Annotated in this window: 15 protein-coding genes and 1 pseudogene; 9 read left to right on the plus strand and 7 right to left on the minus strand. The window is 71.8% G+C overall.

The window, feature by feature from the left end; translation table 11 throughout:
• Positions 1-91 precede the first annotated feature (91 nt).
• From ACZ4YY_RS20010 to modA, 3 genes are read right to left on the minus strand one after another with little or no spacing between them, the layout of a single operon-like run.
• Positions 92-1,189 (minus strand): ABC transporter ATP-binding protein, encoded by a 1,098-nt coding sequence (locus ACZ4YY_RS20010; protein ID WP_468291593.1) that lies wholly within the window; start codon positions 1,187-1,189, stop codon positions 92-94.
• Positions 1,186-2,082: an ABC transporter permease gene (locus ACZ4YY_RS20015; RefSeq protein ID WP_468291596.1), complete on the minus strand. Its 897-nt coding sequence runs from the start codon at positions 2,080-2,082 to the stop codon at positions 1,186-1,188. The genes ACZ4YY_RS20010 and ACZ4YY_RS20015 overlap by 4 nt, the downstream gene beginning before the upstream one ends.
• Positions 2,079-2,900: a molybdate ABC transporter substrate-binding protein gene (gene modA / locus ACZ4YY_RS20020; protein ID WP_468291599.1), complete on the minus strand. Its 822-nt coding sequence runs from the start codon at positions 2,898-2,900 to the stop codon at positions 2,079-2,081. Before modA ends, ACZ4YY_RS20015 begins: the two co-directional genes overlap by 4 nt.
• Positions 2,901-3,486: 586 nt before the next feature.
• Here modA and ACZ4YY_RS20025 point away from each other — a divergent pair.
• The 4 genes from ACZ4YY_RS20025 to ACZ4YY_RS20040 all read left to right on the plus strand — a co-directional run bounded on the left by ACZ4YY_RS20025 (position 3,487) and on the right by ACZ4YY_RS20040 (position 6,439).
• A complete protein-coding gene (locus ACZ4YY_RS20025; RefSeq protein ID WP_468291602.1) occupies positions 3,487-3,780 on the plus strand; it encodes an ArsR/SmtB family transcription factor in 294 nt (97 codons plus the stop codon).
• A complete protein-coding gene (locus tag ACZ4YY_RS20030) occupies positions 3,777-4,175 on the plus strand; it encodes a VOC family protein (protein WP_468292126.1) in 399 nt (132 codons plus the stop codon). Before ACZ4YY_RS20025 ends, ACZ4YY_RS20030 begins: the two co-directional genes overlap by 4 nt.
• 188 nt (positions 4,176-4,363) lie before the next feature.
• Positions 4,364-5,131 (plus strand): bleomycin resistance protein, encoded by a 768-nt coding sequence (locus tag ACZ4YY_RS20035; RefSeq protein WP_468291605.1) that lies wholly within the window; start codon positions 4,364-4,366, stop codon positions 5,129-5,131.
• Positions 5,132-5,317: 186 nt separating this feature from the next.
• Positions 5,318-6,439, plus strand: coding sequence for a DNA alkylation repair protein (locus ACZ4YY_RS20040; RefSeq protein WP_468291608.1), 1,122 nt, complete (start codon positions 5,318-5,320; stop codon positions 6,437-6,439).
• A gap of 272 nt (positions 6,440-6,711) precedes the next feature.
• Here ACZ4YY_RS20040 and ACZ4YY_RS20045 read toward each other — a convergent pair whose 3' ends face one another.
• Together ACZ4YY_RS20045 and ACZ4YY_RS20050 are read right to left on the minus strand one after the other, a co-directional pair.
• Positions 6,712-7,047 (minus strand): YnfA family protein, encoded by a 336-nt coding sequence (locus ACZ4YY_RS20045; protein WP_468291611.1) that lies wholly within the window; start codon positions 7,045-7,047, stop codon positions 6,712-6,714.
• Between the two features lie 49 nt (positions 7,048-7,096).
• Positions 7,097-7,870 carry a MerR family transcriptional regulator gene (locus ACZ4YY_RS20050; RefSeq protein WP_468291614.1) on the minus strand — a complete coding sequence of 258 codons (774 nt, stop codon included), beginning with the start codon at positions 7,868-7,870 and terminating at the stop codon, positions 7,097-7,099.
• Between the two features lie 351 nt (positions 7,871-8,221).
• Here ACZ4YY_RS20050 and ACZ4YY_RS20055 point away from each other — a divergent pair, with 351 nt between their 5' ends.
• From ACZ4YY_RS20055 to ACZ4YY_RS20065, 3 genes are all read left to right on the plus strand, one after another.
• Positions 8,222-8,509, plus strand: coding sequence for a DUF1876 domain-containing protein (locus tag ACZ4YY_RS20055; protein WP_468291617.1), 288 nt, complete (start codon positions 8,222-8,224; stop codon positions 8,507-8,509).
• Positions 8,510-8,767: 258 nt separating this feature from the next.
• Entirely contained in the window at positions 8,768-9,652 is an 885-nt protein-coding gene (locus tag ACZ4YY_RS20060; RefSeq protein WP_468291620.1) for a potassium channel family protein, read from the plus strand.
• 618 nt (positions 9,653-10,270) lie between these two features.
• The gene (locus ACZ4YY_RS20065; protein ID WP_468291623.1) at positions 10,271-10,756 is read left to right on the plus strand and encodes a roadblock/LC7 domain-containing protein; all 486 of its coding nucleotides are present in this window, start codon (positions 10,271-10,273) and stop codon (positions 10,754-10,756) included.
• A 278-nt stretch (positions 10,757-11,034) separates the two neighbouring features.
• Here ACZ4YY_RS20065 and ACZ4YY_RS20070 read toward each other — a convergent pair whose 3' ends face one another.
• Positions 11,035-11,976 carry an oxidoreductase gene (locus ACZ4YY_RS20070; RefSeq protein ID WP_468291626.1) on the minus strand — a complete coding sequence of 314 codons (942 nt, stop codon included), beginning with the start codon at positions 11,974-11,976 and terminating at the stop codon, positions 11,035-11,037.
• A gap of 293 nt (positions 11,977-12,269) precedes the next feature.
• Between ACZ4YY_RS20070 and ACZ4YY_RS20075 the strand changes: the two genes are divergently transcribed.
• A complete protein-coding gene (locus ACZ4YY_RS20075; RefSeq protein ID WP_468291628.1) occupies positions 12,270-12,827 on the plus strand; it encodes a TetR/AcrR family transcriptional regulator in 558 nt (185 codons plus the stop codon).
• A 222-nt stretch (positions 12,828-13,049) separates the two neighbouring features.
• On the opposite strand, the pseudogene ACZ4YY_RS20080 reads toward ACZ4YY_RS20075, so the two are convergent.
• Positions 13,050-13,448, minus strand: a pseudogene (locus ACZ4YY_RS20080) (DUF4158 domain-containing protein); the annotation flags it as partial.
• Between ACZ4YY_RS20080 and ACZ4YY_RS20085 the strand changes: the two are divergent.
• Complete coding sequence (locus ACZ4YY_RS20085) at positions 13,347-13,556, plus strand: hypothetical protein (protein ID WP_468291631.1); 210 nt, start codon at positions 13,347-13,349, stop codon at positions 13,554-13,556. The pseudogene ACZ4YY_RS20080 and the gene ACZ4YY_RS20085 sit on opposite strands and share 102 nt — an antisense overlap.
• The last annotated feature ends 82 nt before the right edge of the window (positions 13,557-13,638 follow it).

Below are 13,638 nucleotides of genomic sequence, written 5' to 3' on the forward strand. Positions count from 1 at the left end.
AGGTGCTGGACCGGTACCTGCACCACCTGCGGACGCCCCCTGCCCAGACCTCGGAGCAGCCGCAGACAGCCCACAACCTAACGAAGCACTACTAGTCGGGGTACGCGTGTGTCTGGGCCGCCTTGACCGTCGCCCACACCGTGGCGCCGGGGTGGAGGCCGAGTTCGGCGGCGGCGACGGTGGTCAGGTCGGCGATCAGCGGCAGTTCGCCGGTCAGCGCGGCGCGGATCTGGTCGCCGTGGGTCTCCAGGCCGGCCACCTCGCAGCGCCAGAGGTTGCGGGCGCTGGAACCGGTGGGGCGGTCCCGGTGGAGGGTGACCGCGCTGGGCGGGAAGGCGACGAACACCGGGCCCGTCAGGTCCTCCGTCGTCGTGATCCCGGTACCGCCGTCGACGCGGACGGTGTGCCCGGCGGCCTCTCCCCGGTAGAGGTTGAGGCCGACCAGGTGGGCGATGTAGTCGGTGCGCGGGTGGCGGGCGATGTCGGCCGGTGTGCCCTCCTGGACGACCCGGCCGTCCTCGACGACGACGAGGCGGTCGGCCAGGACCATGGCGTCGAGCGGGTCGTGCGTGACGAGGACGGCGACGGCCTCGAAGTCGGCGAGGTGGTGGCGGAGTTGGGCGCGGACGTCGAGGCGGGTGCGGGCGTCGAGGGCGGCGAGCGGCTCGTCGAGGAGGAGCAGGCGCGGGTGCGTGGCGAGGGCGCGGGCGAGGGCGATGCGCTGGGCCTGCCCGCCGGAGAGCCGGCGGGGTTTGGCGCCCGCGTGGGCGGAGAGGTCCATCCGGGCCAGCCACTCGGCGGCGCGGGCGCGGGCCTCGGACTTGGTGGCGCCGTGACAGCGCGGCCCGAAGGCCACGTTGTCCAGGGCGGACAGGTGCGGGAAGAGCAGGTAGTCCTGGAAGACCACGCCGACCGGGCGGGACTCCGGGGGTGTGCGGTCCAACTCCACTCCGTCGAGCCGGAGATGACCGCCGGTGAGGGGGACGAGTCCGGCGAGCGCGCGCAGGGCGGTCGTCTTGCCGGCGCCGTTGGGTCCGAGGAGCGCGACGACGTCACCGGCTGCCGCGGTCAGGGACACGTCGAGGCGGAACGCGCCGCGCTCGACCACCAGCCGGGCGTCGAGTCCTTCACCGGCCGGGCCGGCGGAGCCGGGGGCGTCCTGCGCGGTGGTCTTCCGGGTGCGGGTCATGAGGCGGTCATCCAGCGGTCTCGCAGCCCCGCCAGCACCGCGATCGACACGGCCAGCAGGACCAGGCTGAGGGCGACGGCCGTCTCGGGGTCGCTCTGGAGGGCGAGGTAGACGGCCAGGGGCATGGTCTGGGTACGGCCGGGGAAGTTGCCGGCGAAGGTGATCGTCGCGCCGAACTCGCCGAGGGCGCGGGCCCACGCGAGGACGGCGCCGGCCGCGATGCCGGGGGCGACGAGGGGAAGCGTGACCCGGCGGAACGCGGTGAAGCGGGAGGCGCCCAGGGTCGTGGCGGCCTCCTCGTAGCGGGGGTCGGCGGCCCGCAGGGTGCCCTCCACGCTGATGACCAGGAACGGCATCGCCACGAAGGTCTCCGCGACGACGACTCCCGCGGTGGTGAAGGGCAGGGTGACCCCGAACCACGCGTCCAGCCACTGGCCGACGACCCCGTTGCGGCCGAGCGCCATGAGCAGGGCCACACCGCCCACCACCGGGGGCAGGACGAGCGGCAGTGTCACCAGGGCGCGCAACAGCCCTCGGCCCGGGAACTCCACCCGGGCCAGCAGCCAGGCCAGCGGCACCCCGAGCACCAGGCTCACCGCGGTCGACGCCGTCGCGCAGACCAGCGACAGCTGGAGCGCCTGCCACACCTCGGCGCTGGTCAGCAGGTCGGGCATGCTCCGCCAGGGGGCCCGGATCAGCAGGGCGACGAGCGGGAGGGCCAGGAACACCAGTCCGATCAGCGCGGGCACGAGCAGCGGCAGCGGGGCGCCGCCGCGGCCTCCACGGCCTCCACGGCCCCTGCGGGTGTCCCGGCCCGTGCGGACGCGGTGGCGCCGCGGGCCACCGGGCAGGGTGTCCGCGGCGCCGGACGGGTGCGGGGACGGGGAGGTCACGGCCGCAGGAACCCGGCCTCGGTCAGGACCTTCTGGCCCTCGGCGGACTGCACGAGGGCGATGAACGCCTCGGCGGTGGCGGTGCTCCGCGCGTCCTTGAGCAGGGTGATCGGGTAGTCGTTGACGGCGTCGGCCGACTCGGGGAAGTCCACGCCCTCCACCTTGTCACCGGCCGCCTTCACATCGGTCCTGTACACGACCGCGGCGTCGGCCTCCTTCAGCACGACCTTGTTCAGGGCGGCCTTGACGTCCTCCTCGTAGGAGACCGGCGTGAGCTTCAGCCTGCTCGCGTCCAGGGCCTTGCGGGCGGCCGCGCCGCACGGAACCGTCCTGTCGCACAGAACGACCTTCAGGTCCGCGTCGGTGAGGTCCCTCAGCGACGTGACCCCGTCCGGGTTGCCCGGCAGGGTGGCGATCTCCAGCTGGTTGCGCACGAACGTGGCCGGCGTGCCCGAGGCGGCCCCCGCGTCCGTGACGATCTTCATCGTCCTGGTGCTGGCCGAGGCGAACACGTCGGCCGGGGCGCCGTGGGCGATGCTCGCGGCGAGGCTGTCGCTGCCGCCGAAGCTGAAGGTCACCTCGGTGCCCGGGTGGGCCTTCTCGAACGCCTCGCCCAGCGTCGTGAAGCTCTCCTTCAGCGAGGCCGCGGCGAACACGGTCACCGTGCCCGACAGCCGGCCCGGGGCGGAGCCGGACGCGGCGGGGCCCGACGTCGAGGAGTCGCCGGGGGCGGAACAGGCGCTCAGGGCCAGCAGGGCGGCTGCGCCCGCACCGCTTACGTGCAGCGTCCGGCGGCTCCGGCGCGCGGAACGGGTCATCACGGGTCCACTCCCTCTGGTCCTGACGGACACGCATCCCTCTCCACCCGCTCCGGCACGTCGTCGAGGTTCGCGTCGGCGCCGACAGCGGACGAGGCAGCCGGATCACCGGTACGGTGCGTGCGCCCACGCGGATGATTGTGCCGCACGTGCGAGGTGAAAGTCATCTGTTGCATCGCATGGGCGGCACGCTGACGGATCAATCCTGGCATGTGCGTTCGTACGGGGTGGGTGTGCCGTGCGCCCTGTGGGCGGCGGCCCGCGGGTGCCCCTCGCCGCCGTGGGGCCTACGGCCGGCCCCACGGGCCCGGGTCCGCGATGCCGGCGTCCCGCGGCGCCGGCCACACGCGGTCGCGTGTCAGGGGAAGATCCGGGCACGCCTCACGCCCAGCGGCCCCCTTCCACCGGCCGCTGCCCCACGACGGATCCGTCGGCGGACCCCTTGCGGCGACGCCGCCGTCCGCGTGAACCCTCGGCCCCCGGGTGACGGCGCGTGCCCCTGCCGGCGGCGTCCCCGGTCGTGCCCCCGGTGGCGCCGTCGACACTCCCTTGATAGGCAAGTCGTTGCTTGCCTATCGTGGCGGACATGGCGGAAGATGTCTTCAGGGCACTGGCCGACCCCACCCGCCGGCGCATCCTCGACGAGCTGGTGGAACGGGACGGCCAGACCCTGTTCGAGCTGTGCGGCCGGCTGGCGGTCAAGCACGGCCTGGGGCTGTCCCGCCAGGCGATCAGCCAGCACCTGGCCGTGCTCGAATCCGCGGGCCTGGTCCTCACGCGGCGTCAGGGCCGCTACAAGTACCACGATCTGCACACCGAGCCCCTGGAGCGCATCATGACCCGATGGCTCAGGCCCGACGCACCGGAGAGCACCCCATGAAGATCCACCTGTCCAGTGTCTTCGTCGACGACCAGGCCAAGGCGCTGCGCTTCTACACCGACGTCCTGGGCTTCGTGAAGAAGCACGACGTCCCGCTCGGCGAGGACCGGTGGCTGACCGTGGTCTCGCCGGAGGACCCCCAGGGCACCGAACTGCTGCTGGAACCTTCCGGCCACCCCGCGGTGAAGCCGTACCGGACGGCGCTGGCCGAGGACGGCATCCCGGCCACCTCGTTCGCCGTGGACGACGTGCACGCCGAGTTCGACCGGCTCCGCGCCCGTGGCGTGCGCTTCACCCAGGAGCCGCTCACGATGGGGCCGGTCACCACCGCGGTCCTGGACGACACCTGCGGCAACCTGATCCAGCTCGTGCACAGCGGGGACGCCGGGAGCTGAGCCGGCCGGGCGGTCGTGCGCCCGGAGCCGCTGGGGGTCGTGCGCGAGCCTCCGCCGGCCGTCACGGTGGTCGCCGTGGCGAGCACGTCCACCGCGGCAGACCCGGCACCGGCCCTCCCGGTCTTCTTCGGCGGCGGATGGTGACGTACCGGCCCCCACTCTAGTCAAACTTGACTAGAGTGGGCGGCATGGGTGAGAAGACCATTCCGATACTGCCGTGCCAGACCCTCCAGCCCGTCCTCGACTTCTCCACGGCCCTCGGCTTCGAGGTGACCTTCCGGCAGAACAGCCCCAATTCGTGCGCGGTCGTCCGACGCGGTGGCGCAGAGCTCCAGTTCTTCGCCATGAAGCACTACGACCCGGCCCCGTCGTTCAGTACCTGCTACATCCGCTCCGACGACGTCGACGCGATGTACGAGGCCTTCCGGGGCGGGCTCAGAGCGACGTGCGGGCGGATGCCGACCCGCGGCCTGCCCCGTATCGGGCCCCTGAAGGACATATCGTACGGCGTGCGGCACTTCCTCATGACCGCCCCGGGCGGCAACTGCGTCCGCGTCGGGCAGCAGGCGAGCGACGACCTGCGGCACCGGGCCGCGCCCCGGGAGACGTTCGCCCGCGCCCTGCACCACGCCTCCCTCCTCGCGGACTCCAAGGAGGACCCCGCCGGCGCCGCGAAGACCATCGACCGGGTGCTGCGTTTCCACGACGAGCGGCCCACCCCCGTGCAGCTGCTGCGCCTCCTCGTGCTGCGCGCGGACGTCGCCGAGCGCCTCGGCGACGAGGAGGCCGTGAAGGCCGCGTTCACCGGGGCCGCCTCGATCGACCTCACCGCACGGGAGCGGGAGTCGGTGCACGACGACCTCGAGCGCCTCCAGGAGCTGACGGGGCGGAACGCGGGTCGGACGCCGCCGCCGGACGGACCGGCCGACGGTCGCGTGAACGAGTGGGGCGAATGAGTTCGGCCGGTCTTCGGCGCGATTCGTTCATCCGACTCCTCGGCGAACGCCAGAACGTCACCACCCTTCCCAGCTGTCCTTTCGGGCGCCGCCGGTTCCGGATCACCACCGGCGCGCCCGCCCCGGGCTCCGAGACCACGACCACCGACAGCACCCACCCGCACGAGACGAAGAGGCCCGAGCACCATGACCAGCGAATACGGACTGAAGCGCCATTTCAACGGGGAGGCCGCGCGCCTCGTCGGCGGCAAGGTCCGCGCCGTCCACCCCGAGTTCGACGTCGAGGGGTACGCCGCAGAAGTCGAACAGGGCATCCCCGGCAAGGAGCTGAAGGACCGCGTCCTCCTCCTGGCCCGGGGACTGCGCACCCGGCTCCCCGAGGACTACCCCACCGCCGTGGCCGTGCTGACGTCGATCCTCGGAGACGAACTCGCCGAGGGCGAGGGCATGTTCAACACCAGCTGGTTCCTCATGCCGGTCGCCAGGTACGTGGAGGAGTACGGCCTTGACCACCCCGAGGTGTCGCTGGACGCCATCGAGGAGATCACGCGGCGTCACACCGGTGAGTACGCCATCAGGCCCTTCGTCGAGGACCACTACACGACGACGATGAAGCGCGTCGCGGAGTGGGCCCACAGCCCGAGCCACAACGTCCGGCGCCTGGCCAGCGAGGGAATCCGCCCCCGCCTGCCCTGGGCCCGCACCCTCGGCGTCTTCGTGCGGGACCCGCGGCCCGTCCTGGAGATCCTCGAACCCCTGCGCAGCGACCCCTCCGAGTACGTGCGCAAGTCCGTCGCCAACAACCTCAACGACATCTCCAAGGACAACCCCGGCACCGCACTCGACACCGCGCTGCGCTGGCTGGAGGAGAGCCCCACCCCCGAGACGAACCGGATCGTGAAGCACGCCCTGCGCACCCTGGTGAAGAAGGGCGACCAGCGGGCCCTGGCGATCCTCGGGGCGACGGGCGGCGAACTCGTCGAGGTGTCCGGGCTGCGCCTCACGCCCGCGGCGGTGGCCGTCGGGGACACCCTCGTCATCGAATTCACCGTCCAGAACACGGACGCTCGGGCCCACAGCGTCACCGTCGACTACGTGGTCCACCACGTCCGCGGGAACGGCCGCAGCATCCCCAAGGTCTTCAAGCTGACGACCCTCGAGCTCGCCGCCGGCGAACGGCGGGCCGTGCGCAAGACCCACACGTTCAAGGAGGTGCAGACCCGCCGGTACCACGCGGGCGAGCACGCGGTCGACATTCAGGTGAACGGCCTGGTCAAGGCCACCGAGCGGTTCGACCTGCGCACATGAGCGGCCACCGGACCCACCTCGCCGTCACCGATCCACCGGTCCGCGACCACCGCATCGGCGACACCCCGTCGTCCCGGCCGCCGTCCGGATCGACACCACCGCGCGGGACCGGCGGGCGCCTTCACGACGGGCCGGGGCGGCGCCGGACGCGGCGAGCACGCCAGCCGTCACCCTCCACGGGCACGAGCGGCGGCACGGCGCCCTTCGGCGGTTTCGACGCCGTGGTCACCGCGCGGCCACTGCCACGGGTCAGCGGCGGCCACTGCCACGAATCAGTGGCCGCGGGGCGCGTACATGATGACGGCCATGCCCGCGAGGCAGACCAGGGCCCCGATGACGTCGTAGCGGTCGGGGCGGAAGCCGTCCATGACCATGCCCCACGCCAGGGACCCGGCGACGAAGATCCCGCCGTAGGCGGCGAGGACGCGGCCGAAGTGGTCGTCACTCTGGAAGGTGGCGACCAGACCGTACAGGCCGAGCGCGATGACACCGGCGCCGATCCAGGCCCAGCCGCGGTGCTCGCGCACGCCCTGCCAGACCAGCCAGGCACCCCCGATCTCGAAGAGTGCGGCGACGGTGAACAGGGCGACGGAGCGGGCGACGAGCATGCGGCGGGAATCCTTCGGGCGGGCGGGACACAGCAGGCAGGGGCGGGGGTCAGCGGGCGGGGGAGAACAGGTCGTCGAGCAGGACCGCGGCCTCGGCCGGGGTCCTCACCTCCAGGTGCAGACACGGGCCGTCCAGGTGGAGACGGAAGTCGAGGAAGGGGCAGCACCGCTGCTCGGCCACGGCGAGGGCGGCCACGATCCCGGCTCGTTCGGCGGGCACGGTCAGCCGTAGCCCGTCGGGGACGGGGACGCGCTCGGCCCCCTCGATCGCCCTCCGCCACTGCTCCGTCCGCTCACCGAGGTCGTCCTCGTCGAGCGAGCATGCCACGGGCGACCGGCGCCGTCGCGCACCGGTCCGTGCGGCGACCGGGCGGTCGGGAGCGAGGGCGCCGTCCTCGGGGCCGGCTCCCGACGTCGCCGGACCGGGGAAGCCGCACGCGGGATCGCAGCGGCCGGAGCGGTCGGGGAGCGCGTCCAGGTGCTCGAGCGCGCCGTGCAGTGAGGAGGCGAAGGCCCGGAGCCCGGCCACGCGCCGTTCGGCCGCGGCCAGTCGGGTGGCGATGCGGGGCCGCAGCGTTGCCCGCACGTCCGCGCAGGCGCCCGTCTCCCACACCCCGAGCAGTTCGGCGATCTCCCCCAACGGCAGCCCGAGGTGCTTCGCCGCACCGATGAACGCCAGGCGCTCGAGCGCCTCCTCGCCGTAGATCCGGTAACCGGACGGGGTTCGGTCGGCGGGCAGCAGCCCGGCGCCCTCGTAGAAGCGCAACGTGGTCGCCGGGACGCCGGAGCGCTCGGCGAGCTGGGAGATCCGCATCGTGCCCATACCGCCGACGGTAGACCTTCGACCCGGCTCGAAGGTCAAGGCCGCCCCCGGGGCACAGCGGGGCGCCGCGCCGCCCGCCCCGGCCGTCGGTGCCGACGCGCCCTGGATCGGCCTGGCGTCCAGAATGGTGCAGTACGACGGACGTCGGTGATCGGGTCGGCGAGGACGGCGGCACCCGCCGTCCGGCGGGTGACCCGACCCGCCGGTGAACAGCCGGCCGACGGCACGGGACCGCCGCTGGGACCCCGTGACGCGGGGGCGGGGGGCCGCGAACCGGCGGCCGGCCCGGTTCGGCGCCGTGTCGAGGAGTGCAGGACGCAGGGCGCAGGTGGCGACGTGAGGAGGAAAGCGATGCCGCACACCGTGGAATGGAGGATTCGTCTCGACGTCGTCGAGGACGACGAGGGAACGACGAAGGCGCGTGTGGTACTGGACACCGGTACCAAGGCACTCACCGGCCACGGGACCGCACACTGCCATCCGGCGGACACGAACGTCCCGGAGATCGGCGACGAACTCGCGGCGGGCCGGGCCATGAACGCCCTCGCCCAGCAACTCCTGAACGCCGCCGAACACGACATCGAAGCCATGGGTGCGCCCCGGCCGATCACCCGTCAGGCGACCGCATGGCCCACGTGACCCACCCCGGGGGCGGTGCGTGCCCCGTCGGACACGGGATCGCCGGTCCCCGTGACGAGGACCGGGCTCCCACTGTTCCCGTCGCCGCCGAACGGTGACCGCCGGACCGGGCGAGACGTCCACGCTCGTACTGCCGACGAGCCGAGCCGCACGGACGGGCGTGGCGGGCCCCGCGCCCGCCGCGCGATCCCGTCAGGTGGGTGCCCGAGCCCCGGGAGCGCGGCTCCGTGTCGGGTGACAGGTCTGTGGGAGACGTACATGAAGTGGTTGGTTTCGCTCATCGGTGCAGGGCTCGTCGTGATCACCCTGCGGGACCTGTTCCACACCCTCTGGCACCCCACCCGCCACGGCGGCCTGAGCCGCCTCGTCATGACGGCGCTGTGGCGGCTGACCCGGCGCTTCCGAGCCCGCGGACGGGTCGTCGGGCTCGTCGGGCCCCTCTCCATGGTCACGGTCGTGGGCCTGTGGGCCGCCACCGTCGTTCTCGGCTGGGCGATCGTCTACTGGCCCCACATGCCCGGGGCGTTCACCTTCTCGTCGGGTTCCGAGGCGGCGCGGGAGGCGGCGCTGCTCGACTCCGTCTACCTGTCGCTGGTCACGGTGGCCACCTTGGGGCTGGGGGACATCTCACCCGCCGAGGGCTGGCTGCGTCTGGTCTCGCCGCTGGAAGCCCTCGTCGGCTTCGCCCTCCTGACCGCCACCGTCTCCTGGGTGCTGGAGATCTACCCGGCACTGACCCGCAGAAGGGTCCTCGCCATCCGGCTGGCGCTGCTGCGTGAGGCGGACCCGGCGCCGGAGCAGATCGACTGCACGGCCGGTGCGGTGCTGCTGGACGGCCTGGCGACGGAAGTCGTCCGCGTCCGCATCGATTTCACGCAGTACGCCGAGGCGTACTACTTCCACGACGGGGAGGACCATTCCTCGTTGGCGGCCGTCGTGGGCTACGCCGATGCCCTCGCCCGGCGTGGACAGGCGGCGCGGCGGCCCGAGGCACGGCTGGCCGGAGACCTGCTCGCCGGCGCACTGAGAGACCTCGCCACCATTCTCGACCAGCGATTCCTCCACACGGGAGGCGCGCCGACGGACGTCTTCACCGCCTACGCCGTCGACCACGGCCGCGCACAGCGCGACGAGGCGTCGTAGCCCGTCGCTGTCAGGTCCGCGGGCACCTTCGTGCCGCCGACGGTGTACGCCACGTCGGTCGAACCGCCGGTGCGGCAGGGGCGAGCGCCCGCCTCCAGGGCCCTGTCGATGCCGAACCGCACCCCCGATCACCGCCGTGCCGGGCGGGGAGCTTCTCGAGGTCGGCCCGCAGACGCCGGGCCGAGTCCCCGGGCACAGGGGCTGACCAGCGGCCACTCGATCTCGCCGGGTGCTCCGGTGGCAGCCCGAAACCGGCGCGGCCCACCACCGGCTCGCCGTGCGACGGGGAACAAGCCGTGTGGCGCTCGCGGTGTCGCCGGAGATCGAGCACAGGACAGCCGCTGCGTGCGTCGCGCGCCGGGCGTCGGGGCGCCGGCCCCGCCCCGGCCTCCCCGCCCACGGCACGGCCGCCGCCCCCGGCGGACGCCCACGGGATGTTCCAGAGGAAAATGCCAAACCCCCCACCCCGCCCCGCCACCTTCCGTAATCTCGGGGTCACGCTCTCGTACGGCCGTGCGGGGAGGGGGTGCCTTCGGTGTGCTCCGGAACGACGCCTCCCGACGGCCTCCTGACGCCGCACCACCAGGCTGCCGCCGACGCGCCGAAAGGAGACAGGTCATGGCCGTCGAGGCCGAGGTCCTGAACGAACTGCACCGACTGCGCACACGACTGCCCCAGTTGACGGGGGCTTTGGCGGCCAGCGTCGACGGTCTCGTCCTCGCCCGGGACATGCCCGGCGTCCAGCCGGAAGGGCTCGCGGCCCTCACCGCGGCCGCCCTCGGCGTCGGCCACCGCATGGTCGACCTCACGGCCCGCGGCGAGTTCCGCGAACTGCTCGTGCGCGGCGCGGACGGGTACGTCGCCACGTACGCGGCCGGCCCCTTCGCGGTGCTGACCCTGCTCGCCGACGACCGTGCCAACGTCGGCCGGCTCCACCTCGAGGGCCGGCGCAGCGGCGCCCACATAGCCGACCTGATGGCGGCCCGCCGGACACCCCCCGGTCACCCGGCCCCGCCCCCACCCCACGACCGGGCGCTCGGCGCCCTGCCGGTCCGCATCCCGCAGCAGTACCGGCCCCGGCACGGCCTGGAACACGGGGGCTGAGGGGGTCCGGCGGGCCGCGGGCGCCACTATGAAGCGCGGGGTGTGGTACTTCGGGGCGACCTTGCCGCCGCGGGGGCGGCAGGTGCTTCAGGCGGGCACCTCACAGGTGGGGCAGTCGAACTGTTCGACGAGGGCGGCCGGTTCGGCGGGCTATGGCATGTCGCAGAACCTATCGCGAGGGGTTTTGTGCGAAAGCTGTTCTGCGAGAGGTTGTGAGAACGAAGATCAGGGGCAAACCGGACATGACCCGTCGGTGGTTCGCGATCTCTCAGAACTACTCATTTCTGAGAAGGAGGTTCTGCGGGCAATGAGTAGTGCACGCCGGTGAGCTGCTCGGAGAGCACCCACAGCTTGTGGGCCGTAGAGGAGTCCTGGACAGCCCGTTCCCGGCTGCGAAGGACGGGCTCGCCACGGAGCTGGAACGGCCCATCGGGCACGACGTAGCTTCCCCCGGGCAGGTTGGGGACGGTTGAGGCGTACAGGGAGGTCTTGGCGCCGTCTGGTGTGGGGCGGAAAGCGATGCGCAAGAGCAGGCGCGCGAGGAGACCGTGTACGCGACCCCGGTTGCTGTTGGCGCCGCCGGTGAGCACGTTGGAGCGGGTGAGTCCGGGGGCGACAGCCATGCTGCGCAGCCTCAGCCCGGCGGTGTCGGCCCTCCGCTGCAGTTCCATGGCGAAGTAGAGATTGGCCCGCTTGGACTGCACGTAGGCAAACGCCGTTCGGTAGCGGTGCTCAGCATTGAGGTTGGCCATGTCGAATCGGGCGAATCGCTGGCCCTCACTGCTGACCGTGACCACGCGCGGATCGCCGGCGGCCAGCAGGTGCGGCATGAGGAGGCCGGTGAGCGCGAACGTGCCGAGGTGGTTGATGCCGAATTGGGACTCGAAGCCGTCGGCGGTCCGGGAGAACGGCACCATGGCGACGCCGGCGTTGTTGACCAGGAGATCAAGCCGGTCGTGACTCCAGTCCTCAGCAAAACCGCGGACGGATTCCAAGTCAGCGAGGTCGAGCATGCGCAGTTCGGCGTGGGAGCCGGGGACTTCGGTTCGCAGCCGCTCCACTGCGTCCGTCCCGCGCTCGCGGCTGCGGCAGGCCAGGATGACATGGGCGCCGCGGCGGGCGAGTTCACGAGCTGTGACGTACCCGATGCCGCTGTTCGCACCGGTGACAACAGCAAGGCGCCCCGACTGGTCGGGGATGGAGTCCGGTGTCCAGTTCATGCACGGAACGGTTTGCAGCATTGAGTTCGCGGAGTGATGGTCACCGCACGTGGCTGTGTCGCCAGGGTCGCGCAGGGAGGCTCGCGAGGCTGCCCGGGAGTCACGGGTCATGGGGAGCTCCTATTCGTGGGTCAGGAGTGCCTGCGGCCTCGAAAGAGCACAGCCGCATTGCAACTCAAAGTTGCGATAGTCTGATCCTGCTGCATGTTCCGCCATCAACGCAACTAGGAGTTGCAATGGAGTCTGTTGGGTCGCCCTCAAGGCGTGCACCCGCTGTCGGGCGAGGCACCAAGATGCGCGCCGCCGTGCTGGAGGCGACCATCACCGAGCTCACGGAAAGCGGGTATGCAGCCCTGACCGTCGAAGGCGTCGCTCAACGGGCCGGCGTACACAAAACGACGATCTACCGGAACTGGAAAGACTCTGACGGCCTTGTCGCCGAGGCGCTGGCCAACCACTTCGCCACGGACATCCCGATCCCCGACACCGGGGCGGTGGAGAGTGACCTGCGCGCGCTGGCCCGCTCCCTCGTCGCCACCATGACGACGCAAGCAGGCCGGGCCTTGCTCACTACCGTCCTCTCGGACGCCGTACGCCTCACCCAGTTCGCCGAAGTCAAGCATGCCCTCTTCGACGACCGGTTCCGGCGGGCGGAACCCGTTGTCACCCGAGCCATTGAGCGCGGCGAACTACCTGCGGACACCGACCCTGCCGAACTCCTCAAGGCCCTCGCCGCACCAATCTACTTCCGGCTCGTGTTCACCGGCGAGCCGGTCGACGAGGCGACCGCAGACCGGGCAGTGCACGTCGCACTGGCCGCTGCGCACGCAGGCGTGTTGCCAGCAATTTGACCACGGCCCAGGTCGGCCCCTTGGGGGCTTCTTCAACCGGTTGAACAGCGTCGTGCCGTCGCTGTCACGCTCCTCCAGCAGCCGCAACAACCCGGCCCGCTGAACAGGGCTCATGCGGTCGTGGATGCCCTCGCGGATCGAGGCGTTCTCCTCGGTGCGGATCTTCGAGGCCATCTTGTCGAAGGTGGAGAACCCGGGCAGTTCCAGCCCGGCCTCCACGACCTTCTCCAACGCGATGTTGATCAGATCCGCGGGCCGGTTCTTCGCTTCGGCCTCCTTGCGGATCGACCGCTCGGCGATCCGCCGGGCTTCGCCCTGGTCGTACTTCACGCCGACCTTCTTTCGGACCAGGCCCCGGTGGTGCTTGGCGGTCCGCTCCGCCCGGTACAGCGGCAGCGTGCCCTCCGGCAGCTCCACCTGCCGCCGTACGAACTCCACCACCTGCTCCGGCACGTCCTCCAGCAAGGGGAAGCAGCCCGTGCGCTGGTACGACTTCAGCATCAGCAGCAGGGCCAGCAGATGCTCGTCACCATCCGTGGCGTCGGCCGCCCACTGAAGCTCATCGTGAGTCGGCGAGAAGAACAGATGCAGCTCATGCGCGTGCAGCTCATGCGCGGTGATCAGCCGCTTGAACCGAGGGTACGCGGTCCGCTCGATCGAGGTCGCAATCCCGCCCAGGCCCCAGACGACAACAGCATCACGACCAACGACACTGAGCCGAACGGGTGACGGGCCGAGGTGCTCAAGGCTTCAAGATCAACTCATTGCGCCTTTGACCCGTATCTCGGCGATACCCCGTGCCGCGGCGGGC

The organism is Streptomyces sp. NPDC030143 (genome assembly GCF_055573695.1).

Coding starts and splice junctions, on each gene's coding strand:
- ACZ4YY_RS20010 (WP_468291593.1), bottom strand. CDS start 1,189: ATGACCCGCACCCGGAAGACCACCGCGCAGGACGCCCCCGGCTCCGCC.
- modA (WP_468291599.1), bottom strand. CDS start 2,900: ATGACCCGTTCCGCGCGCCGGAGCCGCCGGACGCTGCACGTAAGCGGT.
- ACZ4YY_RS20025 (WP_468291602.1), top strand. CDS start 3,487: ATGGCGGAAGATGTCTTCAGGGCACTGGCCGACCCCACCCGCCGGCGC.
- ACZ4YY_RS20030 (WP_468292126.1), top strand. CDS start 3,777: ATGAAGATCCACCTGTCCAGTGTCTTCGTCGACGACCAGGCCAAGGCG.
- ACZ4YY_RS20035 (WP_468291605.1), top strand. CDS start 4,364: ATGGGTGAGAAGACCATTCCGATACTGCCGTGCCAGACCCTCCAGCCC.
- ACZ4YY_RS20040 (WP_468291608.1), top strand. CDS start 5,318: ATGACCAGCGAATACGGACTGAAGCGCCATTTCAACGGGGAGGCCGCG.
- ACZ4YY_RS20045 (WP_468291611.1), bottom strand. CDS start 7,047: ATGCTCGTCGCCCGCTCCGTCGCCCTGTTCACCGTCGCCGCACTCTTC.
- ACZ4YY_RS20050 (WP_468291614.1), bottom strand. CDS start 7,870: ATGGGCACGATGCGGATCTCCCAGCTCGCCGAGCGCTCCGGCGTCCCG.
- ACZ4YY_RS20055 (WP_468291617.1), top strand. CDS start 8,222: ATGCCGCACACCGTGGAATGGAGGATTCGTCTCGACGTCGTCGAGGAC.
- ACZ4YY_RS20060 (WP_468291620.1), top strand. CDS start 8,768: ATGAAGTGGTTGGTTTCGCTCATCGGTGCAGGGCTCGTCGTGATCACC.
- ACZ4YY_RS20065 (WP_468291623.1), top strand. CDS start 10,271: ATGGCCGTCGAGGCCGAGGTCCTGAACGAACTGCACCGACTGCGCACA.
- ACZ4YY_RS20070 (WP_468291626.1), bottom strand. CDS start 11,976: ATGAACTGGACACCGGACTCCATCCCCGACCAGTCGGGGCGCCTTGCT.
- ACZ4YY_RS20075 (WP_468291628.1), top strand. CDS start 12,270: ATGCGCGCCGCCGTGCTGGAGGCGACCATCACCGAGCTCACGGAAAGC.
- ACZ4YY_RS20085 (WP_468291631.1), top strand. CDS start 13,347: ATGCTCGTCACCATCCGTGGCGTCGGCCGCCCACTGAAGCTCATCGTG.